The 25,348-nt window shown below is 58.7% G+C and carries 28 protein-coding genes and 1 tRNA gene; 16 read left to right on the top strand and 13 right to left on the bottom strand.

Annotated features, from left to right (window positions below; all coding sequences use genetic code 11):
- The first annotated feature begins 3 nt into the window (after window positions 1-3).
- From OHJ17_RS04350 to OHJ17_RS04335, 4 genes are read left to right on the top strand one after another with little or no spacing between them, the layout of a single operon-like run.
- On the top strand, window positions 4-531 hold the full coding sequence (locus OHJ17_RS04350; protein ID WP_019705553.1) for a type 1 fimbrial adaptor subunit FimF: 528 nt from the start codon (window positions 4-6) through the stop codon (window positions 529-531).
- A 27-nt stretch (window positions 532-558) separates the two neighbouring features.
- Window positions 559-1,044 (top strand): type 1 fimbrial minor subunit FimG, encoded by a 486-nt coding sequence (locus tag OHJ17_RS04345; RefSeq protein WP_004229447.1) that lies wholly within the window; start codon window positions 559-561, stop codon window positions 1,042-1,044.
- Window positions 1,045-1,061: 17 nt separating this feature from the next.
- On the top strand, window positions 1,062-1,967 hold the full coding sequence (locus OHJ17_RS04340) for a fimbrial protein (RefSeq protein ID WP_004151788.1): 906 nt from the start codon (window positions 1,062-1,064) through the stop codon (window positions 1,965-1,967).
- Window positions 1,964-3,376 carry an EAL domain-containing protein gene (locus OHJ17_RS04335; protein WP_023317266.1) on the top strand — a complete coding sequence of 471 codons (1,413 nt, stop codon included), beginning with the start codon at window positions 1,964-1,966 and terminating at the stop codon, window positions 3,374-3,376. The genes OHJ17_RS04340 and OHJ17_RS04335 overlap by 4 nt, the downstream gene beginning before the upstream one ends.
- Window positions 3,377-3,418: 42 nt before the next feature.
- On the opposite strand, the gene OHJ17_RS04330 is transcribed toward OHJ17_RS04335, so the two are convergent.
- Together OHJ17_RS04330 and yjdI are read right to left on the bottom strand one after the other, a co-directional pair.
- Entirely contained in the window at window positions 3,419-3,691 is a 273-nt protein-coding gene (locus tag OHJ17_RS04330) for a GNAT family N-acetyltransferase (protein WP_002916201.1), read from the bottom strand.
- An 11-nt stretch (window positions 3,692-3,702) separates the two neighbouring features.
- A complete protein-coding gene (yjdI, locus tag OHJ17_RS04325; protein ID WP_002916202.1) occupies window positions 3,703-3,933 on the bottom strand; it encodes a 4Fe-4S mono-cluster protein YjdI in 231 nt (76 codons plus the stop codon).
- 205 nt (window positions 3,934-4,138) lie between these two features.
- Between yjdI and OHJ17_RS04320 the strand changes: the two genes are divergently transcribed.
- The 4 genes from OHJ17_RS04320 to OHJ17_RS04305 are packed head-to-tail and all read left to right on the top strand — an operon-like array spanning window position 4,139 to window position 8,838.
- Window positions 4,139-4,411, top strand: coding sequence for a YtcA family lipoprotein (locus tag OHJ17_RS04320; RefSeq protein ID WP_002916204.1), 273 nt, complete (start codon window positions 4,139-4,141; stop codon window positions 4,409-4,411).
- Between the two features lie 6 nt (window positions 4,412-4,417).
- A complete protein-coding gene (gene mdtN / locus OHJ17_RS04315; protein ID WP_002916205.1) occupies window positions 4,418-5,443 on the top strand; it encodes a multidrug transporter subunit MdtN in 1,026 nt (341 codons plus the stop codon).
- A 12-nt stretch (window positions 5,444-5,455) separates the two neighbouring features.
- The gene (mdtO, locus tag OHJ17_RS04310) at window positions 5,456-7,393 is read left to right on the top strand and encodes a multidrug efflux transporter permease subunit MdtO (protein ID WP_004211776.1); all 1,938 of its coding nucleotides are present in this window, start codon (window positions 5,456-5,458) and stop codon (window positions 7,391-7,393) included.
- Window positions 7,390-8,838 (top strand): MdtP family multidrug efflux transporter outer membrane subunit, encoded by a 1,449-nt coding sequence (locus tag OHJ17_RS04305; protein WP_002916272.1) that lies wholly within the window; start codon window positions 7,390-7,392, stop codon window positions 8,836-8,838. The genes mdtO and OHJ17_RS04305 overlap by 4 nt, the downstream gene beginning before the upstream one ends.
- Before the next feature lie 62 nt (window positions 8,839-8,900).
- Here the strand turns inward: OHJ17_RS04305 and OHJ17_RS04300 are convergent, their stop codons facing one another.
- The 5 genes from OHJ17_RS04300 to OHJ17_RS04280 all read right to left on the bottom strand — a co-directional run bounded on the left by OHJ17_RS04300 (window position 8,901) and on the right by OHJ17_RS04280 (window position 13,516).
- On the bottom strand, window positions 8,901-9,200 hold the full coding sequence (locus OHJ17_RS04300) for a DUF1889 family protein (protein WP_032433512.1): 300 nt from the start codon (window positions 9,198-9,200) through the stop codon (window positions 8,901-8,903).
- A 184-nt stretch (window positions 9,201-9,384) separates the two neighbouring features.
- Window positions 9,385-10,938, bottom strand: a complete 1,554-nt coding sequence (locus tag OHJ17_RS04295) for a peptide MFS transporter (protein WP_002916277.1) — start codon at window positions 10,936-10,938, stop codon at window positions 9,385-9,387.
- Between the two features lie 472 nt (window positions 10,939-11,410).
- Complete coding sequence (gene arsC, locus OHJ17_RS04290) at window positions 11,411-11,833, bottom strand: glutaredoxin-dependent arsenate reductase (RefSeq protein ID WP_016947386.1); 423 nt, start codon at window positions 11,831-11,833, stop codon at window positions 11,411-11,413.
- A 9-nt stretch (window positions 11,834-11,842) separates the two neighbouring features.
- Window positions 11,843-13,135, bottom strand: coding sequence for an arsenic transporter (locus OHJ17_RS04285; protein ID WP_023282973.1), 1,293 nt, complete (start codon window positions 13,133-13,135; stop codon window positions 11,843-11,845).
- A gap of 51 nt (window positions 13,136-13,186) precedes the next feature.
- Window positions 13,187-13,516 carry a metalloregulator ArsR/SmtB family transcription factor gene (locus OHJ17_RS04280; RefSeq protein ID WP_002916281.1) on the bottom strand — a complete coding sequence of 110 codons (330 nt, stop codon included), beginning with the start codon at window positions 13,514-13,516 and terminating at the stop codon, window positions 13,187-13,189.
- Between the two features lie 218 nt (window positions 13,517-13,734).
- Between OHJ17_RS04280 and OHJ17_RS04275 the strand changes: the two genes are divergently transcribed.
- Complete coding sequence (locus OHJ17_RS04275; protein ID WP_023282974.1) at window positions 13,735-14,028, top strand: YciI family protein; 294 nt, start codon at window positions 13,735-13,737, stop codon at window positions 14,026-14,028.
- 30 nt (window positions 14,029-14,058) lie between these two features.
- Entirely contained in the window at window positions 14,059-14,631 is a 573-nt protein-coding gene (locus OHJ17_RS04270) for a DUF1349 domain-containing protein (protein WP_002916283.1), read from the top strand.
- 3 nt (window positions 14,632-14,634) lie between these two features.
- Here the strand turns inward: OHJ17_RS04270 and OHJ17_RS26375 are convergent, their stop codons facing one another.
- Both OHJ17_RS26375 and OHJ17_RS04260 read right to left on the bottom strand, forming a co-directional pair.
- On the bottom strand, window positions 14,635-14,910 hold the full coding sequence (locus OHJ17_RS26375; protein WP_004174494.1) for a hypothetical protein: 276 nt from the start codon (window positions 14,908-14,910) through the stop codon (window positions 14,635-14,637).
- Window positions 14,911-15,081: 171 nt separating this feature from the next.
- The gene (locus OHJ17_RS04260; RefSeq protein ID WP_023282975.1) at window positions 15,082-15,981 is read right to left on the bottom strand and encodes a LysR family transcriptional regulator; all 900 of its coding nucleotides are present in this window, start codon (window positions 15,979-15,981) and stop codon (window positions 15,082-15,084) included.
- A 138-nt stretch (window positions 15,982-16,119) separates the two neighbouring features.
- On the opposite strand from OHJ17_RS04260, the gene OHJ17_RS04255 reads away from it, so the two are divergent.
- Genes OHJ17_RS04255 through OHJ17_RS04240 form a run of 4 tightly spaced genes read left to right on the top strand, consistent with a single transcriptional unit; the run spans window position 16,120 to window position 18,871 of the window.
- The gene (locus OHJ17_RS04255; RefSeq protein ID WP_004151785.1) at window positions 16,120-16,428 is read left to right on the top strand and encodes a superoxide dismutase; all 309 of its coding nucleotides are present in this window, start codon (window positions 16,120-16,122) and stop codon (window positions 16,426-16,428) included.
- An 8-nt stretch (window positions 16,429-16,436) separates the two neighbouring features.
- The gene (locus OHJ17_RS04250) at window positions 16,437-16,994 is read left to right on the top strand and encodes an NAD(P)H-dependent oxidoreductase (protein ID WP_004185537.1); all 558 of its coding nucleotides are present in this window, start codon (window positions 16,437-16,439) and stop codon (window positions 16,992-16,994) included.
- A gap of 20 nt (window positions 16,995-17,014) precedes the next feature.
- Window positions 17,015-18,034 (top strand): aldo/keto reductase, encoded by a 1,020-nt coding sequence (locus tag OHJ17_RS04245; protein ID WP_009308611.1) that lies wholly within the window; start codon window positions 17,015-17,017, stop codon window positions 18,032-18,034.
- 33 nt (window positions 18,035-18,067) lie between these two features.
- Entirely contained in the window at window positions 18,068-18,871 is an 804-nt protein-coding gene (locus OHJ17_RS04240) for a carboxymuconolactone decarboxylase family protein (protein ID WP_009308612.1), read from the top strand.
- A gap of 362 nt (window positions 18,872-19,233) precedes the next feature.
- On the opposite strand, the gene OHJ17_RS04235 is transcribed toward OHJ17_RS04240, so the two are convergent.
- Window positions 19,234-20,163: a LysR family transcriptional regulator gene (locus tag OHJ17_RS04235; protein ID WP_002916293.1), complete on the bottom strand. Its 930-nt coding sequence runs from the start codon at window positions 20,161-20,163 to the stop codon at window positions 19,234-19,236.
- A gap of 129 nt (window positions 20,164-20,292) precedes the next feature.
- On the opposite strand from OHJ17_RS04235, the gene OHJ17_RS04230 reads away from it, so the two are divergent.
- On the top strand, window positions 20,293-21,681 hold the full coding sequence (locus OHJ17_RS04230; protein ID WP_032413023.1) for an MFS transporter: 1,389 nt from the start codon (window positions 20,293-20,295) through the stop codon (window positions 21,679-21,681).
- Window positions 21,682-21,848: 167 nt separating this feature from the next.
- Here OHJ17_RS04230 and OHJ17_RS04225 read toward each other — a convergent pair.
- Window positions 21,849-21,922: transfer RNA gene (locus tag OHJ17_RS04225), tRNA-Gly, on the bottom strand.
- 80 nt (window positions 21,923-22,002) lie between these two features.
- Window positions 22,003-22,716, bottom strand: a complete 714-nt coding sequence (gene actS / locus OHJ17_RS04220) for an amidase activator ActS (RefSeq protein ID WP_004157874.1) — start codon at window positions 22,714-22,716, stop codon at window positions 22,003-22,005.
- Window positions 22,717-23,032: 316 nt separating this feature from the next.
- Here actS and idi point away from each other — a divergent pair, with 316 nt between their 5' ends.
- The gene (idi, locus tag OHJ17_RS04215) at window positions 23,033-23,587 is read left to right on the top strand and encodes an isopentenyl-diphosphate Delta-isomerase (RefSeq protein ID WP_023285541.1); all 555 of its coding nucleotides are present in this window, start codon (window positions 23,033-23,035) and stop codon (window positions 23,585-23,587) included.
- Window positions 23,588-23,821: 234 nt separating this feature from the next.
- Here the strand turns inward: idi and lysS are convergent, their stop codons facing one another.
- Entirely contained in the window at window positions 23,822-25,339 is a 1,518-nt protein-coding gene (gene lysS, locus OHJ17_RS04210; protein WP_002916299.1) for a lysine--tRNA ligase, read from the bottom strand.
- Between the last annotated feature and the right edge of the window lie 9 nt (window positions 25,340-25,348).

The raw sequence follows: 25,348 nt of genomic DNA, 5'->3' as shown, positions 1-25,348 counted from the left end.
ATGATGAGAACACTGCAGTATCTGCTGGGCGCCCTGTTCACCCTGGGCGCACCGGCTGCGCTTGCCGCCGATAGCACGATCGCCATCAGCGGCTATGTCCGCGATAACGCCTGCGCGGTAGCCGGCGAATCGAAGGATTTTACTGTCGATTTACAGGATAACGCCGCGAAGCAGTTTTATGCCGTTGGGGCGACGACGCCGCCGGTGCCGTTCCGCATCGTGCTGTCGCCCTGCGGCACTTCCGTCACCGCGGTGAAGGTCGGTTTCACCGGCGTGGCGGACAGCATCAACACCAGCCTGTTAAAACTCGATGCCGGGGCCTCGGCGGCGGCAGGAATGGGGGTGGAAATTCTCGATCAGCAGCAGTCCCGGCTGCCGGTCAATGCGCCGTCATCCACCATGACCTGGACCACGCTGACCCCGGGCCAGACCAATATTCTCAACTTTTACGCCCGGCTGATGGCCACTCAGGTGCCCGTCACCGCCGGGCATGTCAATGCGACAGCGACATTCACCCTGGAATTTCAGTAAGCGGAGGCTGAAATGAAATGGACTCATGTGGGCTGGCTGCTGGCCGGCCTGTTAACCGCGAGCGCTTCCCTGCGGGCGGCCGACGTCACTCTCACCGTCAACGGGAAGGTGGTGGCCAGACCCTGCACGGTTTCCACCGTCAATGCCACCGTCGAGCTGGGCGATCTCTATACCTTTAGCCTGATCGGTGCGGGCTCGGCATCGGCCTGGCACAGCGTGGCGCTGGATCTGAGCAACTGCCCCGTGGGTACTTCACGGGTGAAAGCCACCTTCAGCGGAACGGCGGACAGCACCGGCTATTACAAAAACCAGGGAACGGCGGGCAATATTCAGCTCGAACTGCAGAACGAGGACGGCACCACGCTGAACAATGGCAGCAGCCAGTCGGTACAGGTGGATGAGGCCAGCCAGTCCGCTCGCTTCCCGCTGCAGGTCAGGGCGCTGTCCGTCAACGGCGGCGCCACGCAAGGCACCATTCAGGCGGTGATTAACGTCACCTATACCTACGCCTGAGCCAGGAGAGCATCATGATGAAAAAAATAATCCCCCTGTTCACCACCCTGCTGCTGCTGGGCTGGTCGATGAACGCCTGGTCCTTTGCCTGCAAAACGGCCACCGGGGCGACGATTCCCATCGGCGGCGGGTCAGCCAACGTCTACGTTAACCTGACCCCGGCGGTGAACGTCGGGCAAAACCTGGTGGTCGACCTCTCCACGCAGATTTTTTGCCATAACGACTATCCGGAAACGATCACCGATTACGTGACCCTGCAGCGCGGATCCGCCTATGGCGGTGTGCTGTCGAGTTTTTCAGGCACCGTGAAATATAACGGCACCTCTTACCCGTTCCCGACCACCACGGAAACCGCGCGGGTGATTTATGATTCACGGACCGATAAACCCTGGCCGGCCGTCCTGTATCTGACGCCGGTGAGCACTGCCGGTGGAGTGGCCATCACCGCAGGATCGTTAATCGCGGTGCTGATCCTGCATCAGACCAACAACTACAATAGCGACTCCTTCCAGTTCATCTGGAACATTTACGCCAACAACGACGTGGTGGTCCCCACCGGCGGCTGCGACGTCTCCGCCCGCGATGTCACCGTCACCCTCCCGGACTACCCGGGATCGATGGCCGTGCCGCTCACCGTCCACTGCGCGCAAAGCCAGCAGCTGGGGTATTACCTCTCCGGCACCACCGCGGACAGCGCCAACGCGATCTTCACCAATACCGCCTCCGCCTCGCCGGCGCAGGGGATAGGCGTTCAGCTGACGCGCAACGGCAGCGCCGTCCCGGCGAACAGCACGGTCTCGCTGGGCACCGTCGGCACCTCGCCGGTCAACCTCGGCCTGACGGCCACCTATGCCCGGACCACAGGCCAGGTTACCGCCGGCAACGTGCAGTCGATCATCGGCATCACCTTTGTCTATCAATGATGACCGATTATATCCTCTCGCCCTGCTCGCTGGCCGCCCGCGGGTTGAGCCAGCTGATGCTGAACGCCGCGAAGCGGCCCGTTGAGCTGCCGGTCGAGGGCGTGTCCCTGCGCGAGCTGGCCGCCGTGAAGCGGATCGTGGTGTATCTCCCTGACGATCCCCTGTGGATGCTCACCACGCTGCGCCAGGCGGCAAGGCTACTCGACGAGGCCTTGCCGCCGTTACCGATGTTGATTCTGAGCCGCAGCCCGGCCATCTGGCTGTGGCAAACGCTGCTCTATCAGGTGAGTCATCCGGATCGTCTGCGCAACGTCCATACTGCCCCCGCCGATCTGTCCTGCGCGGAGCTGGCCCATCGGCTGGAGAATGCGCCGCGGCTTGAGCGGCTTGCCGGCGAAGCCGCCCTGATCCACGGAAAACGGGTCGTCGGGTTGACCCACGCCGAGCTCAAGGTGATCCTCGCCCTGCTGCAAGGGCAGACGATAGGCGAGCAGGCCCAACGTCTCGGATTGAGCCAGAAAACGCTCTACACCCAGCGGCTGGCTGGGGTGAAAAAGCTGGTGGAATGTCATCCGCATCTGGCCCCCCGCTTTCCGCGCACGCTGCTGCCGCGCTCACCCGCAAACGCACTGACGGCGTTTGAACAGGAATGGGTACAAGCGATTCACGATCGCCAGGTCTTCCCGGTTTTTCAACCTATCGTCGATAGTCGCTCACAGCTACAGGGGGTGGAGATCCTGATCCGCTGGCGCCACCGCGGCCAGGTACTTCACCCCCAGACCTTTCTGCCGCACTTCCGCGCCGACTACACCTGGCTGCTGCTTACGGCCTTTGTTCTGCAGGAGGCCGTGCAGAATATTAATGAGTATCCAGGCACCTTCTATTTTTCGGTCAACATACCCTCCTCACTCGCCGACAGTGACAGCCTGCTGCGGATGGTGGAAGCCGCTCGCCAGCAGCTTCGGCAGCCAGAGGGCGTGGCAAGGCTGGTGCTGGAATATGCTGAAACTATCGATTTTCGCCATCAGAGCCGCTCCGCCGCCCACGTGGCGCAGCTGCAACGTGCTGGCGTGCGCGTGATGCTGGACGACTGCTTTTCTCAGGGGAGCGTTATCTTTCCGGCGCGTCGACTGCACTTCAATGCGTATAAACTGGATATGAGCATCGTCAATGACGCCCAGCACGATCCAAAGGCGCTTGCGCTAATAAAAAGCCTGGCCTACTACTGCCAGTTGAGCGGCAGCCGCTGTGTGGCGGAAGGTGTGGATTCACTGGCGAAATTTACGCAGTTAAAATCGCTGGGGATTGATCGCTTCCAGGGCTATCTGTTTTCACCACCGATGCGGCGCGAACATCTCCCGGATCTGATCCGCCGCTTTTCCCACCAGCGCGATCCGGCGAAACGTTGAGGGTGCGAGAAAAGCGCACCGGTTAGCACCGGTGCCGGTACGTCATGCGCGAATATCGTCGTATTCGCGGGTGTTATCGAATTCATGTTTGGCAAACGGGCAGAGAGGGATAATCTTCCGCTGCTCCTGGCGCATTTTTTCCACTACCTTCGCCACCAGCTGTTTCCCCACGCCCTGGCCTTTCAGGCTGGGATCAACATCGGTATGTTCGATAATGCTGAGGTGTTCGCCGGTGGGAACAAAAACAATCTCCGCCACCTGGTTTCCCTGCGCGTCGTTAACATAAAATTTGTTATGCCCTTCCAGTATTTCCATCTTCTCCTCGCTTATTTATGACGATATTGCAGAGCGCCGCTCGGGCAGGTATCAATCACGTTTACCACCGTCGCGACATCCACTTCATCCGGGATAATCCACGGCTTACGCTTCAGGTTGAAGAGCTTCGCGCTGCCGCGCACGCAGTTCCCGGAATGCTGACAGATCGCCGTATTAAAGTAGACGTCGATTTTCTCCCCGGTGTAGGCCCGGTAGCCGGCTTCCAGTAATTCCTTATCCATGACATTGCCTCGGTCGTTTTTATCTTTCAGGCTAAGCATAGCCCTCGCCGTGGCGGCTGACTATGCGCAAGCGCGGGAATTGACGCCTCACATCATGCTCTCCCATCGCGCAAGGATCCCGCAGTCAACGATCGGTTGACTTTCATTCCCGCAACGAGGCGATTACACTCATGACACACTGGTATGATCACTCAGGGATGTTCCATTGAATCATATTGCCACCATCGCCCGCCCGGCGCGGTTACTGCTCGTCTTGCCGCTTTCCGGCTGCTCACTTTCGCCAGAGATCCCGGTATTGGGCGCTGCTTTTCCCGGCTGGTTTTTCTGCTTACTGGGCGGTGCGTTTTTACTGATCCCCTGCCATATCCTGATTACCCGTAAAGGCTGGCAGCCGCGCTTTTCTCCCCTGGTCTTCAGCTACGTCGCGCTGATGTTCCTGTTCGCCACGTTGCTGTGGTTTCTGTTTTTTGTTCACTGATCGCTTATGACAACTTCCCGCACTTCCCTGTTACGCAAAAAGTGGCCTCTGCTGGCGCTGGTCCTTGCCGCCATCCTGGCGCTGATCCTCGTTATCTGGCAGTTGCAAACCTCGCCGGAGACCAATGACGCCTATGTCTATGCCGATACCATCGATGTAGTGCCCGAGGTCAGCGGACGCATCGTGGAGATGCCCATTCGCGATAACCAGCGGGTGAGAAAAGGCGATCTGTTGTTCCGCATCGACCCCCGCCCCTATCAGGCAATGCTCGATGACGCGAAAGCCCGGCTGACGACCCTCGACGCGCAGATCATGCTGACCCAGCGCACCATCAAAGCGCAGGAGTATAACGCCCAGTCGGTGGCGGCCGCCGTCGAGCGCGCCAGAGCGCTGGTTAAGCAGACCACCTCCACGCGTATCCGCCTTGAGCCGCTGGTGCCGCAGGGGTTCGCTTCCCAGGAAGATCTCGATCAGGCGCGCACCGCTGAGAAAGCGGCGCGGGCGGAGCTGGAGGCCACGCTGCTGCAGGCCAAACAGGCCTCGGCGGCCGTAACCGGCGTGGATGCCATGGTGGCGCAACGCGCCGGGGTCCTGGCGCAAATCGCCCTCGCTGAACTGCATCTGGAATTTACCGAAGTGCGCGCGCCGTTCAACGGCGTGGTGGTGGCGCTGAAAACCACCGTCGGCCAGTACGCCTCGGCGCTGAAGCCGGTCTTCACCCTGCTGGATGACGACCGCTGGTATGTGATCGCGAACTTCCGCGAAACCGACCTGAACAACGTGCGCCCCGGCGTGGCGGCGCGGATCACCGTGATGACCAACCACAACCGGACCTTTAACGGGGTGGTGGATTCGGTCGGCTCCGGGGTCCTGCCCGAAGGTGGGAGCGTCATCGAAGGGCTGCCGCTGATCCAGAAAAGCATTAACTGGGTCCACGTCTCGCAGCGCTTCCCGGTGAAAATCGCCGTCAGCGATCCCGACCCGGAACTGTTCCGCATGGGCGCCTCGGCCAGCGCCGTGCTGCAGCCGTAGCCGGGCGACGCTATGTTTCCTCTCGCCCATTTTTTACGCCAGGAACTGCGCGACGCGCCGGGACGCGCCAGCTACACGCTGCGCCTGACGCTAAGCTGCGCGGTGCTCATCACCCTGTTTATGACCCTGCAGATCCCTTTCCTGGCCGTTGCGCTGATCGTCGTGTTCTACGTCAGCCAGCCTAACGTGTTGATGATTAAGCTGGTCAGCGTGGTCTTTTTTGTCACCGTCACCGTGGCGCTCGGCGGCGTGTTGCTGATCATCAAGTGGACCTATGACTACCCGCTGATCCGCCTGGCGGCCTCCGTGGCGCTCTTTTTCTGCGCCCTCTATCTGATGCGGGTGCTGGGCAAGCTGGGACTGGCCTTTTTCGTGGTGGCGCTGGCGGTGATTTACGCTCAGACCTTCCCGTCGATGACCAGCCAGAGCGAGATCCTGGTGCGGCTGCTGCTTTGGCTGTGGGTGGCGATTAACACCGCGATCCTCGTCACCCTGCTGGTCAACGCCTGCTTTCAGCAGGCCTTTCCCGGTAACCAGTTTAAGGCGCGTCTGGCCGGGATGCTGCACGAGGTCGCCCGGCGGCTGGCGGCCCCGGACGCTGAAGCGCCACCGACCTTCGGCGAGACCGCCGCGCAGTTCAATCAGCTGCAGTCGCTATTCGCCCAGGCCAGCCGGGCGACACCGGAGATCGCCGCCGATCCCCAGGCCTGGCGCTCGCGGCTGGCCGCCACTTTGCGCTGCTACCAGCTGGCGGCCCTGCTGCAAGCAGACGAGGCGGATAGTGACGATCGCCAGCAGCTGTCGCAGGCGGTACTTCAGCTGAAGAACGCCCTTAGCGAGGGGCCGTTTGACGGCGCTATTCCTCCCCTGACGCTCAGCGGTCGCGGCGTCAATCGCGCTGTTCTGCAGGAGATGGCTACCACTCTGCAGCGGCTGGCGCAGGGTGAGCCGGTTGCCCTGCCGCAGGGTGAGGTGGAGAAGGCGCCCCTGCTGGCGCCGGACGCCTGGCGCAACCCGGCATATCTCCATTTTGCGCTCAAGACCCTGCTGGCGACCCTAATCTGCTATGTCTTCTATACCGCTGCCGACTGGCAGGGTCTACATACCATTATGCTGAGCTGCGTGATCGTCGCCCAGCCCGGGCTGGGCGCCACGATGCAAAAGACATGGCTGCGCATCGGCGGGGCGCTGCTCGCCTCCCTGCTGGCGCTGCTGTTAATCGTCTTTGTCCAGCCCTGGACCGATTCGCTGACGGGCCTGCTGGCGATGTCCCTGCCGGTGCTGGCGCTGGCGGCGTGGATTGCCGCCGGCTCGGAGCGTATCGCCTACGCCGGGATCCAGATTGGTTTCACCTTTGCGCTGGCCTTTCTCAGCTGGTTTGCTCCGCTGACGAACCTCACCGAGCTGCGGGATCGGGTGCTGGGCATCCTGCTCGGGGTGCTGGTCTCCTCCATTGTTCATTTGTATCTCTGGCCGGACAGCGAAGCGCCGCAGCTGAAAACCCGCCTTGCGGCACTTTATCGCCGGCTGGCGGACTGCCTCGCCGCCCCGAAGGAGGCGGTTCCGCTGGCTCCCCTGCTTGTCGCCTTCACCGACAGCGAAGCGCTGATCCACCGGGTTCGCGCCGAACCGCTGGGCACGTATGCTCACCCCTGGCCCCAGGCGAAAGGCTGGCCGATGCGCGCCACCCTCGCCCAGGCCGAGGAGATCGCCCGCCTCAGCGAAGGCTACCGACTCAACGCCGCGCCGGGAGACCCGACCCTGACCCGCTGCGCCGAACAGCTGCGGCGCTACGCTGAACGTATCGAACAGGAGGCGACGGCGCCTGGCGAACAGCTGACCGCCGACCTGACTAACCCCTTTGGCCCGGCGCTGGCCGCCGCGCTGGCCGCCCTGCCCGACTGGGGGCCGACACCGATAGCGACTGAGCAACAGGCTAAAACGTCATGATGATCCTTCCTTTCTCCGCGCGCCTGCGCGGCACTCTTTTTACCCTGACGCTGACGCTGCTCAGCGGCTGCGCGCTGATCCAGGATGAGCCTGCCCAGGTCGCCATCGTCAATCCGCAGCAGGCCCAGCTGGCGCAGGTGATCCACCTGGCGAACAGCGACTGGCCGGCCGCCCGCTGGTGGGAGGCCTATGATGATCCTCAGCTCAATATGCTGATCAACCGGGCGCTGCAGAACTCGCCGACCATGCAGGCCGCCCGGCTGCGCATCTCCCAGTCGCAGTCCACGGTGGAACTCGCCCGGTCGGCGATGGGCCTGCAGGCCACCGCCGTCGCGGCGCAAAACCGCCTGCGGATCACCGACAAATCCTTTAGCTGGCCCTACTCATACTCCCTGCCGGTGGATAAAAACGGCCCCTGGTATACGCTGAATACCGTTGGCGTCGGGGCGCAGCTGAATATCGATCTCTGGGGGGCCGATCGCGCCCGGGTCGCCGCCGCTATTGGCGAGAAAAACGCCCGGCTGGCGGAGACCGCCGGCATTGAGCTCGACATCGCCAGCAGCGTGGCGCAGCTCTATTTCGCCATGCAGGCGACGTTCCAGAAAATCGCGCTGCTGCAGGAGCTGGAGGGCATTGCCCGATTCTCGGTGGAAGCCCACGAGCACCGGACCCGGCGCGGCCTGGAAGACAGTGTGGATGTGGCCAACGCCCAGGCCGAACAGCTCGCCGCTCGCCAGCAGATCATTAGCGCCGAGGGGATGCTGACCCAGTATCGTGAAACCCTGCGGGCGCTGATCGGCGCCGATGCGCAGAGCATGCCGGCCATCCATCCGGTGGCGCTGCCGGCGCTCCAGGAGACGCTGCCGCCGTCGCTCTCTTTCGAGCTGCTGGCCCGCCGTCCGGACCTGCAGGCGCTGCGCGGCTACGTCACCGCCTCCCTGAGCCAGGTCGATGCGGCGAAAGCGGCCTTCTACCCCCATTTTGATATCAAAGCGTTCTGGGGCTATAACGCCCTGAGCGTCGGGGATCTGTTTAAGTCCTCTTTCCAGCAGATCAACCTGCTGCCCGGGCTGTATCTGCCGATCTTCGACGGCGGCCGTCTGAACGCTAATCTGCAGTCGGTACGCACCGCCAGCAACATCCTGATCAAACAGTACAACCAGGCGGTGCTGGATGCGGTTCGCGATGTCGCCATCAGCTCCAGCCAGCTTAACGACCTGAATCAGCAGCGCGCGCTGCAGCAGCTAAAAGTCACCGCGGCGCAGACCACCACCGATAGCGCTCGCGCCCATTATCAGCGCGGCCTCCTCAGCCGCTACGCCGCCGAAGAAGCCCGCCGGGCGGTCCTCGCCCAGCAGCTGTTGCTGCTGGACATTGAGGCCCAGCGGCTAAGCACCGACATTACCCTGATCAAAGCCCTGGGCGGCGGCTATCGAGGGCAATAACAAAAATGCCTTCCCAATAGGGGAAGGCATTAAGCTGAAGAGGCGGGGTGGATGCGCGGCGATTACACCAGGGCGCGCAGCTCTTCCCGCATATAGGTGGAAAAGAATTCCGGATGCTTAATCACCAGCCGTTCGCCGGCGGCGACCGGTTCAGCCCACTCCGCCACTTTATCGGTAAACCCAGCGCTCCAGCCCTGCTGTTGGCCGCGCGCAGCGACGTCGGCCGGGGTGGCGGGTACGCCCAGTTCTTTTAAATATTTGAGAATTCCCTTCGCGGTACTTTCATCCATAGACTGTGGTACTGGCTCAGACGTATTCATACCACCGATGAAATCCAATGCTTTATCAATGACTGCTGGCATAGGTGTGTCCTTATATTAACCACATAGTAAACCTGACTACACTATGGACCGGAAAGCGACGTGATTTCAAAGAACACGCTCACGTTATGGGACATCGCGCATTGTGAAAAGGGGATTTTGTTCTGCTGGGGCGGGGATTGGACAAAAAACAAGCCGGCCCCGTAGGGCCGGCCTGAGGATCGCGTCAGGCGTTGCTGAGGGATTTTTGCGCGGCGCTGGACCGGCTGTTCTCCAGCATCCGGCGGACCGGGACAATCAGCACGGCCAGCACGGCGGCGCAGATCAGCAATGCGATGGAGCAGCGGGCGAAGAGGTCCGGCAGCAGCGACAGTTGATCGGCCTTCACATGACCGCCGATCAGGCCCGCCGCCAGGTTACCCAGCGCGCTGGCGCAGAACCACAGCCCCATCATCTGGCCGCGCATTCTCTCCGGCGCCAGCAGAGTCATGGTCGCCAGCCCAATCGGGCTGAGGCACAGTTCACCGAGCGTCAGCATCAGGATGCTGCCCACCAGCCACAGCGGCGACACACCGGCCCCGCCGTTGCTCAGAACGTTCTGCGCCGCCAGCATCATCAGGCCAAAGCCCGCCGCTGCGCACAGGATGCCAATCACGAATTTGGTCATACTGCCCGGACGAACGTTTTTACGCGCCAGCGCAGGCCACGCCCAGCTGAATACCGGCGCGAGGAGAATGATAAACAAGGCGTTAATCGACTGGAACCAGACCGCGGGGATCTCAAAATCGCCGATCATCCGGTTGGTGTAGTCGTTAGCAAACAGGTTGAAGGAGGTCGGTTTCTGTTCAAACGCGGACCAGAAAAAGGCCGCCGAGACCAGCAAAATAAAGCATACCAGCAGGCGCGCCCGCTCTTTACGGTTGAGTCCGGCGAAGACGAACAGCCAGATGAAATAGAGCGCCACGGAGGCGGCAATTACATAGACCAGCACGCTGGCCACCGCCACCGGGTTAATCACGATCGTGCCCAGGCTGATAAGCGTGACCAGCACCGCCACTCCCAGAGCCAGCGCCAGCAGCCACGCTCCAACGCCATTCTTTTTCGCCACCGGGCTGTTCCAGGTGGAATCGAGGCCAACCTCCGCGTCATAGCGCTTCATCGACGGTACGGCAAAGACACGGAAAATGATCAGCGCCACCAGCATCCCGATCCCCCCGATGCCGAAGCCCCAGTGCCAGCCATGCGATTTGATAAGCCAGCCAGAGATCAATGGCGCGATAAACGAGCCGATGTTGATCCCCATATAGAACAGCGAAAAACCACCGTCGCGGCGCGCGTCGCCCTTTTTATACAGGGTGCCGACCATCACCGAGATACAGGTTTTAAACAACCCGGAACCCAGGACGATAAACATCAGACCGATAAAGAACAGATCGTTGCCCAGCCATGCTGACAGAGCGATCGACAGGTGCCCCAGGGCGATCAGGATAGAGCCGTACCAGACGGCGCGTTGTTGGCCAAGCCAGTTATCCGCCAGCCAGCCGCCCGGCAGCGCGGCCAGATACATACTGCCGGCAAAAATCCCAACGATCGCCGAGGCGTTCTCTCGCGCCAGGCCCATGCCGCCGTCGTACACTGTCGCCGCCATAAACAGGATCAGTAAAGGACGGATGCCGTAAAACGAGAAGCGCTCCCACATTTCAGTGAAGAACAGGGAGCCCAGCGGATAAGGATGGCCGAAAAAGGTACGGCTTTCGTTTTTATTAACAGAGGAATGCATAAATTCTCCAGGTAAGGTGCGCCGCAGCGCAAGTTAACCGTATAAAGCAGGCTGACGATTTATAATTTGTTTGTATTAACATCAAACACGAGCATTTTTAACCATTTGATAACCACGCAATGGTTTTGTCCAGCCCCTTACCTTCCCTTTTTAGATGAAAAGTCGACAAACATCTAGTTTTACAGATTTAATGTTCGCAATAATGCAAACGACGTTGACTTTATATCATTACGCACAAAACGAAATTTTACCCATTAAAAACAAACAGTTAATAATTTATCGAGAGACATAAACCACCGGCGCAGAGGCGGTGTATAACGGCAGGAAAAGTAAGGGAAACAGACTGGATAGTGGAGAAATAGCGCTAATCGAGAATATTGTCAGCAATCCAGGCGCTACATACCTGGAGAGCCTACCATACAGGAGGATTAACACGGCATGCCGGCTGCTACAGCCGGCGCCATTCTGCGCGCTATTTCACACGCTGCCCTGCGGCATCAATGACTGGCTCACCGTCCTCCTTCACGAATGCGCCTTTTTGCGGCGCCGTCAGGATCTCCAGCACCACCTCTGACGGGCGGCAGAGTCGGGTGCCCTGCGGCGTCGTTACGATCGGACGGTTAATCAGGATCGGATGCTGAAGCATAAAGTCGATTATCTGGTCGTCAGTAAACCGGTCTTCCGCCAGGCCCAGCGCGTCGTAGGGTTCGACGTTTTTCCGCAGCAGCGCGCGCACCGGGATCCCCATCGCGGCGAGCAGCTGGCGCAGCTCATCACCCGACGGCGGCGTCTCCAGATAATAGATAATGGTGGGCTCGGCGCCGCTGTTACGGATCAGCGCCAGCGTATTACGCGAGGTGCCGCAGTCAGGGTTATGGTAAATGGTGATGCTCATAGTACGTTCTCATGGCTGGTTGAAGGAGAGACGCAGCGCCAGCGCGGCCAGCGTCACAAGCAGCACCGGCAGGGTCATGGTGATGCCGCAGCGGAAATAATACCCCCAACCGATGGTGATGTGCTTCTGCGCCAGCACATGCAGCCACAGCAGCGTGGCCAGGCTACCAATTGGCGTGATCTTGGGCCCCAGATCGCAGCCGATGACGTTGGCATAAATCATGGCCTCTTTGATCGTCCCTGTTGCCGCGCTGCCATCAATCGACAGGGCGCCGACCAGTACGCTGGGCATATTATTCATTATTGAAGAGAGGAAGGCCGACAGGATACCGGTGCCCAGCGTCGCGGCCCAGAGCCCGCGCTCCGCCAGCATGTTCAGCACCGTGGTCAGATAATCCGTTAACCCGGCGTTTCGCAGACCATACACCACCAGATACATTCCCAGCGAGAAGATCACTATCTGCCACGGGGCGCCGCGCAGCACCTTGCCGGTGTTAATTACCCGCCCGTGCTTCGCGACAGCAAACAGGATCCCGGCGCCGAGCGCCGCGATGGCGCTGACCGGGATCCCCAGCGGTTCAAGGACGAAAAAGCCAGCCAGCAACAGCAGCAGCACGCCCCAGCCGGTGCGGAACGTCGCTGGATCTTTTATTGCCGTGGCCGGCGCTTTCAGTAACGCCATATCCCAGGCCGGCGGGATATCCTTGCGAAAGAACAGGTGCAGCATCGCCAGGGTGGTGAGGATCGCCGCGAGATCGACCGGCACCATCACCGAAGCGTACTCCCTGAAGCCGATGGCAAAGAAATCTGCCGAAACGATATTCACCAGATTCGACACCACCAGCGGCAGGCTGGCGGTATCGGCAATAAATCCGGCGGCCATGACAAAGGCCAGCATCGTTCCCTTGCTGAACCCCAGCGCTCGCAGCATGGCAATCACGATTGGCGTGAGGATCAGCGCCGCCCCATCGTTGGCAAACAGCGCCGCCACAGCCGCGCCGAGCAGGATAATCCAGGTAAACAGCAGACGACCCCGGCCTCTTCCCCAGCGGGAAACGTGCAGCGCGGCCCATTCGAAAAAGCCAGACTCATCAAGCAGCAGGCTGATAATGATAACGGCGATAAAGGTGGCGGTCGCATTCCAGACGATATGCCATACCACCGGGATATCGGCTACCTGTACGCCACCGGTGGCCAGCGCCAGCGCCGCGCCAAATGCCGCGCTCCAGCCGATCCCTAACCCCCGCGGCTGCCAGATTACCAGCACCAGGGTCAGGATAAAAATCGTACCTGCCAGCAACATCGTTCCTCCGCAAATCACATTCGAAAAATCATATATGTTAAGATAAATTTTTTACCGGCAACCCGGCCCGCCAGCCAGTCTGCTGATCATCAGCCGCACATCCTCCTGCTGACTGAGCCAGGCCTGCTCAATCACCTGCGCCGCCCAGGCCGGCATCTGCGGAGAGAGGCGGTAATGGACCCACTTACCCTGTTTACGATCCAGCAGCAATCCGCTCTCACGGAGCATCGCCAGATGGCGGGAGATCTTGGGCTGGGACTGGGCGAGCGCCGTACAGAGATCGCACACGCACAGCTCTCCACGCGCCTTGAGCAGCAATACGATCCCCAGCCGAGTTTCATCGGCGAGGTTTTTGAACAGTTGCAGGGGCAATAAAGACATGATTTCTCCTCAAGCGTGACGGACAGCATACGGGGCCACAAAGAAAGATCAATACACATGCGAAAAAACATATATATTAATTCACGTCTGCGATGAGCATCCGGGATGTTGCGCCCCGCCATCCCTGCTAAATAGCACAGAAAAATGCCGCGTTTTCTTTTATCCATCATCGAAATATGTCAGGCTGGAGATCCCATTGGATTGCCAGGGCTTTCAGGATGAGTACGATTTATGTGGTTGTTTTAACGTATATAAAACCGCTCGAAGCGGTTGACCGTGCGATCCCCGCCCACATCGAATGGTTCAAAAATGGCTATGCCGACGGCCTCTTTCTCGCCTCCGGCCGCCGTATTCCCCGCACCGGCGGCGTCATTCTGGCAAAATGCGATAGCCGGGAAACTCTGCAAGCGCGTCTGAGCCAGGAGCCCTTCCAGCTGCTGGGTCTCGCCCGTACAGAGATTATTCCCTTTGAGGCCAGCATGGCGTCACCCGCGCTGCAGTCGCTGTTATAACCCTGTCTGAAAGCATATCCCGGAGGAAAAATGCAGCCGTACTTTCACTGGATCAATGAACCTGCCGAGTGGCGCCGCGATTCCGACGGCCTGACGGTGGTCACTAATAAGCATACCGACTTCTGGCGCCATACCTGGTATGGCTTCGAGCGCTTCTCTGGCCATCTCTATGCCGCAGAAGTGGCGGGCGATTTTACCCTGCAGGCAAAAATCTGTGCGGATTTCACCACGCTTTACGACCAGGCTGGGCTGATGATGATGGCCGACGAGCAGACCTGGCTGAAGGCGGGAATTGAGTTTAATGACGATGCCCCGGCCATCGGCAGCGTACTGACGCTAACCCACTCCGACTGGGCCACCGGGCTTTTCCCCGGCGACCCGCGCACCTTCTGGCTGCGGCTGACCCGCAAGGGCGACGCGTTAAGGCTGCAGTATTCAACCGACGGCGAGCGCTGGCCGCTGCTGCGGCTCGGCTACTTTCCGCCAGGCCCGGTGAAAGCGGGCGTCATGTGCTGCTCACCGGAGCGTGGCGGACTGGCGGTTGCGTTTCAGGATATTCAGCTTTCCCCGCCGCTGGACAAAGCGCTGCACGATCTGAGCTGAACGCTAGCGGGAAGACCCGACTTTCTCTGCATCCTGGGGCCCAGGATTGCAGGGTTCGCTGGTGCCAGGGAGATAAAAATGACCGTGCTTATCGGGATCGGTGCCGCCAGGGCACCCTGCCCGACCCGAGGAATTATCGATATCGCCGCCGTTCGAACCGTTGCCGCCGTCGGCGCCAGCGCTCACCGACTGCCCGTTATGGCCACCGTGAACACCATGCGCAGCACTGGCCGAAAACGCCACCAGCGCGAATATACAGACTATGAAGCGTCTGCCCATTGATACCTCTCCCTTATTGATATTCCCAGCCTATGACGTTGGTGATGGGTTAAGCCGTTGAGCGGCAAAAATCATCGCGATAAAAACCGCTTTATCCGCAAGGAGTATAGGGTTAAGACTGAGGGAAAGACAGGATCTGTGCCTTCAGATATTTCGCACGCAAAATAGCCTTTATTCCGCGGCATGCATTATCAGGAAATCAATCAGGGCTTTCACCCTTTTCGTTCTGCCTGCGTTTTTTGGGTAATAGAGATAAACCGGCGGATAGGTTTTCCAGTAGTCCTCCATCACGGGAATAAACTGCTCACGATCGGGCTGTAATTGCAGGATTGGTTCAAATAAACGGCCAATCCCCAGTCCGTGGCGAATACCGTCGGCCATGACGTCAATATCATTGCTGATTAACTGTCCGGGCATCTCGACGGTGAGCTGCTCGCCGTGGTCATTGAGGATCAGCGGCAGGATGCGGTTGTTGGTAATAAAGCGATAGCCAATCAGCCGGTGATGATGGAGATCGGCAGGCATCACGGGCACGCCATATTCGGCAAGATAGGCAGAGGAGGCGTATAGCCCTTCACGAAACGGCTTCATTAACGGGCGGGCGACCACGCCGCCTTCGAGAATATCGCCAAAGCGGATCCCAAGGTCGAAACGCTCTTCAATAATATTGACGGTACCGTCATAGACCGATATTTCCAGCTGGATCCCCGGATATTGCTGACAAAATGCCGCCATCGCCGGTTTGAGAATAAGCAGGTAGGCAAAGCGCGAGAGGGTTATTCTCACTGCCCCGGAGGGCTCCTGATTCTGGTCGCGGATGATTTCCAGCGACTTTTCCAGTGTCTCCACCGCCGCGGCGGTCTGCTCCAGCAGCTGTTGCCCGGTTTCCGTCAGCTCGATACGCCGGGTAGTGCGCACAAAAAGGGGGTGGCCAATATGCTCCTCCAGCAGCCTGAGCGCATTGCTGACCGACGGCGGCGTGATTTCGAGCTTGCGCGCAGCGGCCGAGATATTGCCCTCGCGCGCAATGCTCTGAAAGATGCGTATCTGATTATAAAGCGCGTTATTCATAGCATCTCCTTAAGACACCCTCGCCTGATTATTAAGTACAGGCTAAATATTCTTAAGTCAATGACCGCCTAATCTTCCCCCCCTGCGGCTCGTATACTTTTGTCTCTTCCCGCTGACAACGACTTTCCGGAGACAACTATGCGAATTTTATGTCTGGATATCCCTGCCCCCGGCGCGACGCTGGAACACTATGCGCCGCACCTTACCGCAGAAGCCCTGCACGCCTGGGGACTGTACAAGTCAGGTTTTATTCGCGACATCTATTTCCGTCAGGATCGACCCGGCGTCGCTATTTTCCTCGAGTGCGACACCGTGGAAGAGGCGAATAATGTCATGGCCGAATTTCCGCTGGCAAAAGCGGGTCTATTAACCTTCGAGTGTATTCCACTCGGCTCGTTTATTAGCTGGGAAAATCTCTTCTCCGCTGAATTTAAACATCAGGAGTAACGTTGGGAATGGCTCATATTCTTGTCGTTTCCGGGCATCCGGATCTTAACCATTCCATCGCCAACGCCACCATCCTCGATGAGCTGGCGACCGCCCTGCCTGATGCGGAAATCCGTCGTCTGGACTGGCTCTATCCGGACGGCAAATTCAACATCGCCGCTGAGCAGGAAAGCCTGCTGCAGGCGGATGTGATTGTCTGGCAGTTTCCCTTTAGCTGGTATGGGCTGCCCGGGTTAATGAAACAGTGGCTGGACGAGGTATTTGTCCACGGCTTCGCCCATGGCTCAACGGCGAAACTGGGTGGTAAAAAGCTGCTCCTCTCCTTCACCACGGGAGCGCCACAGGCGCTCTATACCGCTGACGGTTTCTTTGGCCATGCCATTGAGGAGTATCTCCTTCCCTTCGAGACCACGGCCAGGCTGTGCAATCTTGAGCTGCTGGCGCCGGTTTATACCTGCGGTATTAGCTACGCCGACCGGGATGCCGACAAAATCGCTCAGCAAAAAACGCTTGCCCGGGAACACGCGGCCAGACTGATCGCGCGGCTTAATACTCTGGTGGAATAACCCAAAGGGAGAAAATAACGATGCAGTATACCCGGCTCGGGAAGAGTGACTTACTGGTCTCCCGTATCTGCATGGGATGTATGGGGTTTGGCGATCCGTCAACGGGTCAGCATCGCTGGACGCTGGACGAAACAGCCAGCCGGGACATCATCCGCCACGCTCTGGAACAGGGCATCAATTTTTACGATACCGCCATCGCCTATCAGAACGGCTCCAGCGAACGGTACGTTGGCCGGGCGCTGCGGGAGATGGCAAAACGCGAGGAGGTGGTGCTGGCCACCAAGTTTCTGCCACGAACCGCCGCGCAGATTGCCGAGGGGATCAGCGGAAAACAGGCGATAGCCCGCTCGCTTGACCAGAGTCTGCGAAACCTCGGGATGGACTACATCGACCTCTACATCTACCACATCTGGGATTACAACACCCCGGTTATCGACGTGCTGGAGGCGCTGCACACCGCAGTGACCGCCGGCAAGGTGCGCGCGATTGGCATTTCCAATTGCTATGCCTGGCAGTTGGCGAAGGTGAACGCCCTTGCCGAACGCGAAGGGCTGACATCCTTTGTTTCTGTGCAGAGCCACTACAACCTGATTATGCGTGAAGATGAACGAGAGCTGTTCGGGCTGTGCGCGGAAGAGGGTATCGCCATGACTCCCTATAGCGCGCTGGCCAGCGGCCGTCTCTCCCGCTTAGAAGGCCACACGCGGCGAGCGGTGGAAGATGATTATGCCCGGGGCAAATACGACGGCACGGCAGAACAGGACCGGATCATTATTGCCCGCGTCGCCGAACTTGCCGAACGGCATCAGGTCTCCATGACCGAAATTTCGCTGGCCTGGCTGCTGACAAAAGTGACGTCGCCTGTCGTAGGGGCCACAAAAAAAGATCACGTCGATGGCGCGGTAAACGCAGTCAATCTTCACCTGAGCCCGGAGGAAATCCAGTTTCTTGAAGAAACCTACCAGCCGCACGTTCTGACGGGGATCATGGCGCAAAACACGCCGCAAACGAAGGACGTTAAGCAGGTCTGGACGCGGTAACGCTCCGCCCTGCTGATCGGGAAAGGAGCAAATATGAAAAACGTGATTGCCGCGGCAGCCTTGTCGCTTGTGCTGTCTGATTTTGCCTATGCCAACGAACAAAGAGATGAAGCTATGATGAAAATTACCCCTTCCACCCTTGCTGACGCTGATATTCAAGCGGTCTCCCCGGCGCTGGCGCGCTTCGGCCGCGAGGCCATCAGCAACGACCTCTGGCAACGTGACGCCCTGTCCGCCCGCGACCGTAGCATCGTGACCGTAGCGATGCTGATTGCCCGCAACCAGCCAGGCGAGCTGAAGCACTATATTGCCGTTGCGCTCGATAGCGGCGTGACGCCAGCGGAAGTGTCAGAGATCATTACTCACCTCGCCTTCTACGCTGGCTGGCCCAATGCGATGTCAGCCGTCAGCGTCGCTAAAACCATCTTTGAAGCCAGGGGCGTGACGGCAGAGGCCCTGCCCGCCGCCTCGCCAACGCTGCTGCCACTCAATGAACAGGTAGAGAAACAGCGTGCAGACACCGTGGAAAAAAATGTCGGCCCCATTTCGCCTGGCCTGGTTAAATTTACCGCCGACCCGCTGTTTCTCGACCTCTGGCAACGGCCCGCGCTTACGCCCCGCGACAGAAGTCTGGTGACGGTCAGCGCGTTAATCGCCGCCGGACAGAGCGCGCAGATTGGCTACCACCTAAACAGAGCTATGGATAATGGGCTTTCGGCTGAAGAGGCCGGAGAAGTGGTCGCCCAGGCGGCGTTCTACGCGGGATGGCCAAATGCGTTTACCGCCGCCCCGGTGGTCGGTGAGGTATTGCGAGCGCGCGAGAGCAAAGCTGAATAAAAAAGAATAAAGGACAGGGAAGCTGTCCTTTATTTATCGTTAATTGTTAATTTAAAGGTACCTGGAGGGCTTTCGATCAGGTCTCGCGGAAAGAACATAAACGGTCTATCGAAGTATGGAGACTTCGATCGTGAGTCTGTTCACATCGCTCATTGAGAAAATTTCCGTTCCGTATGCCGTCATGAGTCTCATCCTTTGAAAGCAGCGATCGCTGTGGCGAGACGGTAGCGCGGACATGTCTATTTGGTCAGAGATGGACATCTCAATTTAGCTACTACACCGCTACTTCGTTTGATGCATTTAACCTTAAATATCAGTAAGTTGAATTATTCATTTAATATACATTGATGTTATAGCAATCGCTATACAGGCTCCTTAGTCATGACTGACCGGGCCACACCGCATATCGCAAGAATTTGCTCTCTCAGCCAGCGGTGACCGGGGTCGCGTTCCATTCTTGGGTGCCACATCTGCGATACCGTAATACGACGGCTTTTGAACGGCAGCTCGAAAAGGTGTACCTGGTCCGTTACCTGCTGATTGAGTAAATAGAGTGCGGGTATCATGGCGATAAGATCCGATTCCAGCGCCACGGAAAGTGCTGTCGGAAATCCCGGTACGACGCTTGCAATTTTACGTTTTGTCCCCAGTTCGGCCAGCGCATCGTCAACGGATCCGTGCAACGCGCCCTCGGGTGACGCTACCACATGGCCCCAGGCGACATAATCACTCACGCCTATTTCAGCCTGCTTAGCCAGCGGGTGCCCTTTACGGACGACGCCAACAAACCGATCCTCAAACAGTCGTTGCAGCCGTATTTCTGGCCCCATATTACTCTGAACGCCAATCTCCAGATCAACCAGCCCTTCCCGAAGATAGCGCGACGTTTTTTCCGGCTTAGGCGCGAAGCGTATACAGACGTCCGGCGCTGCGTCGGCAACCGCTGCTATAAGCGCAGGCCCAAACGCCACCACAAAACCATCGTTTGCCCTGATGGTAAAAAGACGCGCCAGATTTTGCGCGCTGAACGTTTCAGTTGAGGGCTGTAATACCGCCCTGGCATCGTGCACTGCACGCCTGGCGCGATCCCGGGTCGCTTCGGCCCACGGGGTCAGTACCATGTTACGCCCGGCGCGTACCAGGATCGGGTCTCCTGTGACATCGCGTAACCTGCTTAATGTCCGGCTCATGGCCGAAGTGCTGAGGTTCAGACGACGAGCCGCACCTGCGACACTCGCTTCACTCAGCAATACGTCGAGAGCTACCAGCAAATTAAAATCGGGATCAGACATTACCCTTCCTCCCAGCACATTAAGATAAGGCGTTTGATGCAACAATAAAGTGAAAATAGTGCGCCTTCCGCCTGGTAAAAGCCATCTTTATAGTTTTGTCATCCATACACTCTTCTCAGAGGACAAATGATGACGCTCTTTTCCAGTCAACCCGGCGACGAAGGACTGCCTGGCCCGGCGCGCGCACGGGTGATGGCCGCAATAATGACCACCACCTTAATGGGCGTGTTTGATGGCACCATGATCAACATTGCCCTGCCCTCCATGGCTCAGGAGATGCAGGTACCTGCCAGTATTGCCGTCTGGTTCGCCAACGGGTATCTGCTGGCGGCTGCGATGACGCTGGCGATATTCGCGGCGCTTGCGGCCCGTCTGGGTTATCGCCCCGTATTTCTGGCGGGCCTGACGACCTTTACCCTGACATCACTGGGTTGTGCGCTGGCGAATAAGCCCGAAGTGCTTATCGGTATGCGCGTGCTTCAGGGGATCGGCGGCGCGGCGACGCTGAGTATTGCCCCCGCAATACTCAGGTCCGTATTTCCCGGACGCTTACTTGGCCGCATTCTGGGGTTCCATGCCCTGCTCATTGCCTCGAGCTCCGCTATCGGCCCGGTATTGGGCGGTACGATCCTTCACACTCTTAGCTGGCAATGGCTGTTTGCGATAAACATTCTTCCCGGCACCCTCGCCTTACTGCTGGCGGTCAGAGCGCTGCCGCGGGATGCGATCCGTATGCAGGCGCCCTTCGACACCGTGGGCGCCATATTGTCGGCGCTGCTGTTGGGTTCGACGATCATGGCGGCGAACAGCCTACAGAACGCTACTTCTCAATTCGGCAGCCTTTGCTGGATGGCTCTCGCTGCGCTGAGCGGCATGGCTTTTATCTGGCAAATCCGCCGCACGGGTCATCCCTTACTGCCGCCGAGCATGTTTAAAAATGAACGTTTTACCCTCGCGGCCTTCACGTCGATGGTTGCTTTTGTCAGCCAGGGGATCACCTTTATTGCGCTACCCTTCCTGTTTCAGAGCGAATACGGCTACAGTCCGGTAGTGTCTGCCCTGCTGTTTACGCCGTGGCCATTAGGGATCGTGCTGATTGCGCCGCATGCAGGCCGTTGGGCGGACACGATATCAGCCCCGGCGATATCCACCCTGGGGCTGGTGATATTTGTCGTCGGTTTGATCCTGCTGGCGACGTTACCCGCCAGCCCTTCAATGTGGGATATCTGCCTGCGAAGTCTGGTATGCGGAATAGGGTTTGGCTGCTTTCAGAGTCCCAATAACCGGGAAATGCTCTCAAACGTTATTCGTGAGCACGCGAGTTATGCGTCCGGTGTTTTATCCATTATGCGCACTTTCGGGCAGTGCCTGGGAGCCGCCGCCGTAGCCGTTCTGCTGGCAGCAGATGAAAGGTCAATTCATGTTGCGCTGTGGAGCGCCGCCGCGGCCTCTGCGGTATCGGTCGTCGTCAGCGCGAGCCGGTTGCGTAAAATCGCTCATCCTGCGGAAACAGGATAAGCGCGAAAATATCACTAAACGCTACGACTCCAGCGCCAGCAGCGCAAAACGCCGATCCCGCAACCAAAGTGGAGTCCTCCGTCGGAGTTCAATAGACTAACAGAATGCTATAACCGCTGATTTATTAAGGGAAAATTGAGTTAGGTAGACTTCAGGAGACTTGAATTTGGAGCGGGCGAAGGGAATCGAACCCTCGTATAGAGCTTGGGAAGCTCTCGTTCTACCATTGAACTACGCCCGCGAAGAGGTGCGAGAAGCATTATAGCCCTTACGCACCCTGTGACAAGCCTGCCGGATGCTGACTGGCGATAAAATAACCTTTTAGCACTTAGGTTTACTTCCCTGCGGCGGCAGGTAACGCAGCGGATCGATGGCTGTCGCCCGGTAGCGGATCTGGAAATGCAGCCGCACTGAATCGGCATCCGTACTGCCCATGGTGGCAATTTGCTGGCCGGCCTTCACGCTCTGGCCATTATTCACCATTAGCTTATCGTTGTGGGCATAGGCGGTGATGTAATCCTCGCTGTGCTTAATCATGATCAGATTGCCATAGCCGCGCAGCTGATTGCCGACGTAGACCACCTTGCCCGCCCCGGCGGCATACACCGGCTGGCCGCGGGTTCCGGCGATATCAATACCTTTATTGCCGCCATCGGCGGTGGAATAAGGCAGGACCACTTTGCCGCTGGTCGGCCAGCGCCAGCAGCGCTGTCCCACCGGCGGCCAGGAGGACTGAGGTACCGCGGACGAAGGCGTGACCGCCGCGGTGCGCGTAGAGGAAGATTTTTTCTTCGTTGTCTTCGTTGAACTGCTGCCGTTAAGCTTCAGCTTCTGCCCCACCTCAATGGTGTAAGGCGGGGAGATGTTATTCAGGCGGGCCAGATCGCGAACGCTGGTGCCGGTGGTGCGGGAGATGCCGTACAGGGTATCGCCGCGTTTAACGGTGTAGGTGCCACCGGAATCGGAGGTGCTGGAGCAGCCGGCCAGCACCAGGCTTGCCGCCAGCATCAGTGTCATATAAAAGCGTTTCATCATCAGGCATCCTGCACTTAACACAACCACTTACCTCGCAATCAGGGCGAATATCATACCAGTCCGCGGCGCAGGGCGTCATCCCTGATGGCGAAACCATTATCCCCCGTCCCTAGCGCGCGGTCTGCGGCAGGCAGAAATTCATATTTGCGCCACGCGGCGCGGCGGCCTCTCCTCGCTATTGCGCGTTGCCGTTCACAGAGCTGCCTCCAGGGCTTGTTTTGGTAATGCCTTTCTCCCATTTATGGGCTACCCTAGTGGCCTGAGTACATGACCCGGCGGGTTTGTGCCGGGTCATTTTTTATTTTCAGGAGTCGTCATGGCCGGGGAACACGTCATTTTGCTGGATGAGCAGGATCAGCCTGCCGGTATGCTGGAGAAGTATGCCGCCCATACGTTTGATACCCCTTTACATCTCGCGTTTTCCTGCTGGCTGTTTAACCAGCAGGGTCAGTTACTGGTCACTCGCCGTTCGTTGGGCAAAAAAGCCTGGCCCGGGGTATGGACCAACTCGGTCTGCGGACACCCCCAGCAGGGCGAGACCTTCGAGCAGGCCGTCACGCGCCGCTGTCGCTTCGAACTCGGTGTGGAGATCTCTGATATCGCGCCGGTTCACCCGGCCTTCCGCTACCGGGCGGTCGCCCCAAACGGTATCGTTGAGAACGAAGTGTGCCCGGTATATGCCGCGCGCGTGGTAAGCGAAGTGCAGCCTAACGACGATGAAGTCATGGACTATCAGTGGGTTGACCTGGCAACCATGTTAAGCGCGCTGGCCGCCACGCCGTGGGCGTTCAGCCCGTGGATGGTGCTGGAAGCGGAAAATCGGGACGCCCGCCAGGCGCTGACCGACTTTGTTGCGCGTATGCGCGGGTAAGCTGACTATTCTCCAGGCCAGGCGCAGCCCTGTGCCTGTCATTAATGCCTGGCGGCGCTACGCTTGCACAGGCCTACGGTTCTGCGCCATTGCGTAGCCCGGATAAGGCGTTTACGCCGCCATCCGGGATCCCCGGCTTGCGCTGCGCTGAGCCAGGCTACGCCAGCCTTAGGACCTCACATCAGACATAAAAAAACCCGGCAAGCCGGGTTTTTTGCTTTTCGCGAAGGGCGATTATTTCTGCGGACGCATCGCCGGGAACAGAATAACGTCGCGGATGGTGTGGCTGTTGGTGAACAGCATGACCATACGGTCGATACCGATACCCAGACCAGCGGTCGGCGGCAGGCCGTGTTCCAGCGCGGTGACATAGTCTTCGTCATAGAACATTGCTTCGTCGTCGCCTGCGGCTTTCGCATCAACCTGATCCTGGAAGCGCTGCGCCTGGTCTTCGGCGTCGTTCAGCTCGCTAAAGCCGTTACCGATCTCACGGCCGCCAATGAAGAATTCAAAGCGGTCGGTGATTTCCGGGTTGACGTCGTTACGGCGCGCCAGCGGAGAAACTTCCGCCGGGTATTCGGTGATGAAGGTCGGCTGGATCAGGTGCGCTTCCGCCACTTCTTCGAAGATCTCGGTCACGATACGGCCCAGACCCCAGCTCTTCTCCACTTTGATGCCGATAGATTCAGCGATCGCTTTCGCGGAATCAAAGTTATCCAGATCCGCCATCTCGGTTTCCGGACGGTATTTCTTGATCGCTTCGCGCATGGTCAGTTTTTCAAACGGCTTGCCGAAGTCGAACACCTGGTCGCCGTAAGGCACTTCGGTGTTGCCGAGGATGTCCTGCGCCAGGGTGCGGAACAGAGATTCGGTCAGCTCGATCAGATCTTTATAATCCGCATAAGCCATGTAGAGTTCCATCATGGTGAACTCTGGGTTATGACGAACGGAGATCCCTTCGTTACGGAAGTTACGGTTGATCTCGAAGACGCGTTCGAAGCCGCCAACCACCAGACGCTTGAGGTACAGTTCCGGCGCGATACGCAGGTACATGTCCAGATCCAGCGCGTTATGATGGGTGATGAACGGACGCGCGGAAGCGCCGCCCGGGATCACCTGCATCATCGGGGTTTCTACTTCCATAAAGCCGCGGCCAACCATGAACTGACGGATGCCCGCCAGGATCTGCGAACGCACTTTGAAGGTCTTACGAGATTCATCGTTGGAGATCAGGTCCAGGTAACGCTGACGGTAACGCGCTTCCTGATCCTGCAGGCCGTGGAATTTGTCCGGCAGCGGGCGCAGAGCTTTAGTCAACAGACGCAGCTCGGTGCAGTGGATAGAGAGCTCACCGGTTTTGGTCTTGAACAACTTACCGCGGGCGGCGATGATGTCGCCGAGGTCCCACTTTTTGAACTGGTCGTTATAAACGCCTTCCGCCAGGTCATCACGCGCCACGTACAGCTGGATGCGGCCGCCTACGTCCTGCAGGGTCACGAAGGACGCTTTACCCATGATACGACGGGTCATCATGCGGCCAGCAACGGCCACTTCAACGTTCAGCGCTTCCAGCTCTTCGTTTTCTTTGCCATCGAAGTCAGCGTGCAGTTGGTCAGAGGTATGGTCACGACGGAAATCGTTCGGGAATGCGACGCCCTGCTCACGCAGCGCAGCCAGCTTCTCGCGACGGGTTTTCAGTTCATTATTAAGGTCAATTGCCGCGTCAGCGCCCTGTGCTTGTTGTTCAGACATGTTGGTTCC

The sequence above is a fragment of the Klebsiella sp. KP20-425-1 genome (genome assembly GCF_025813515.1).
Classification (GTDB): Bacteria; Pseudomonadota; Gammaproteobacteria; order Enterobacterales; family Enterobacteriaceae; genus Klebsiella; species Klebsiella pneumoniae.
This window is presented reverse-complemented; position numbering and strand designations above follow the sequence as displayed.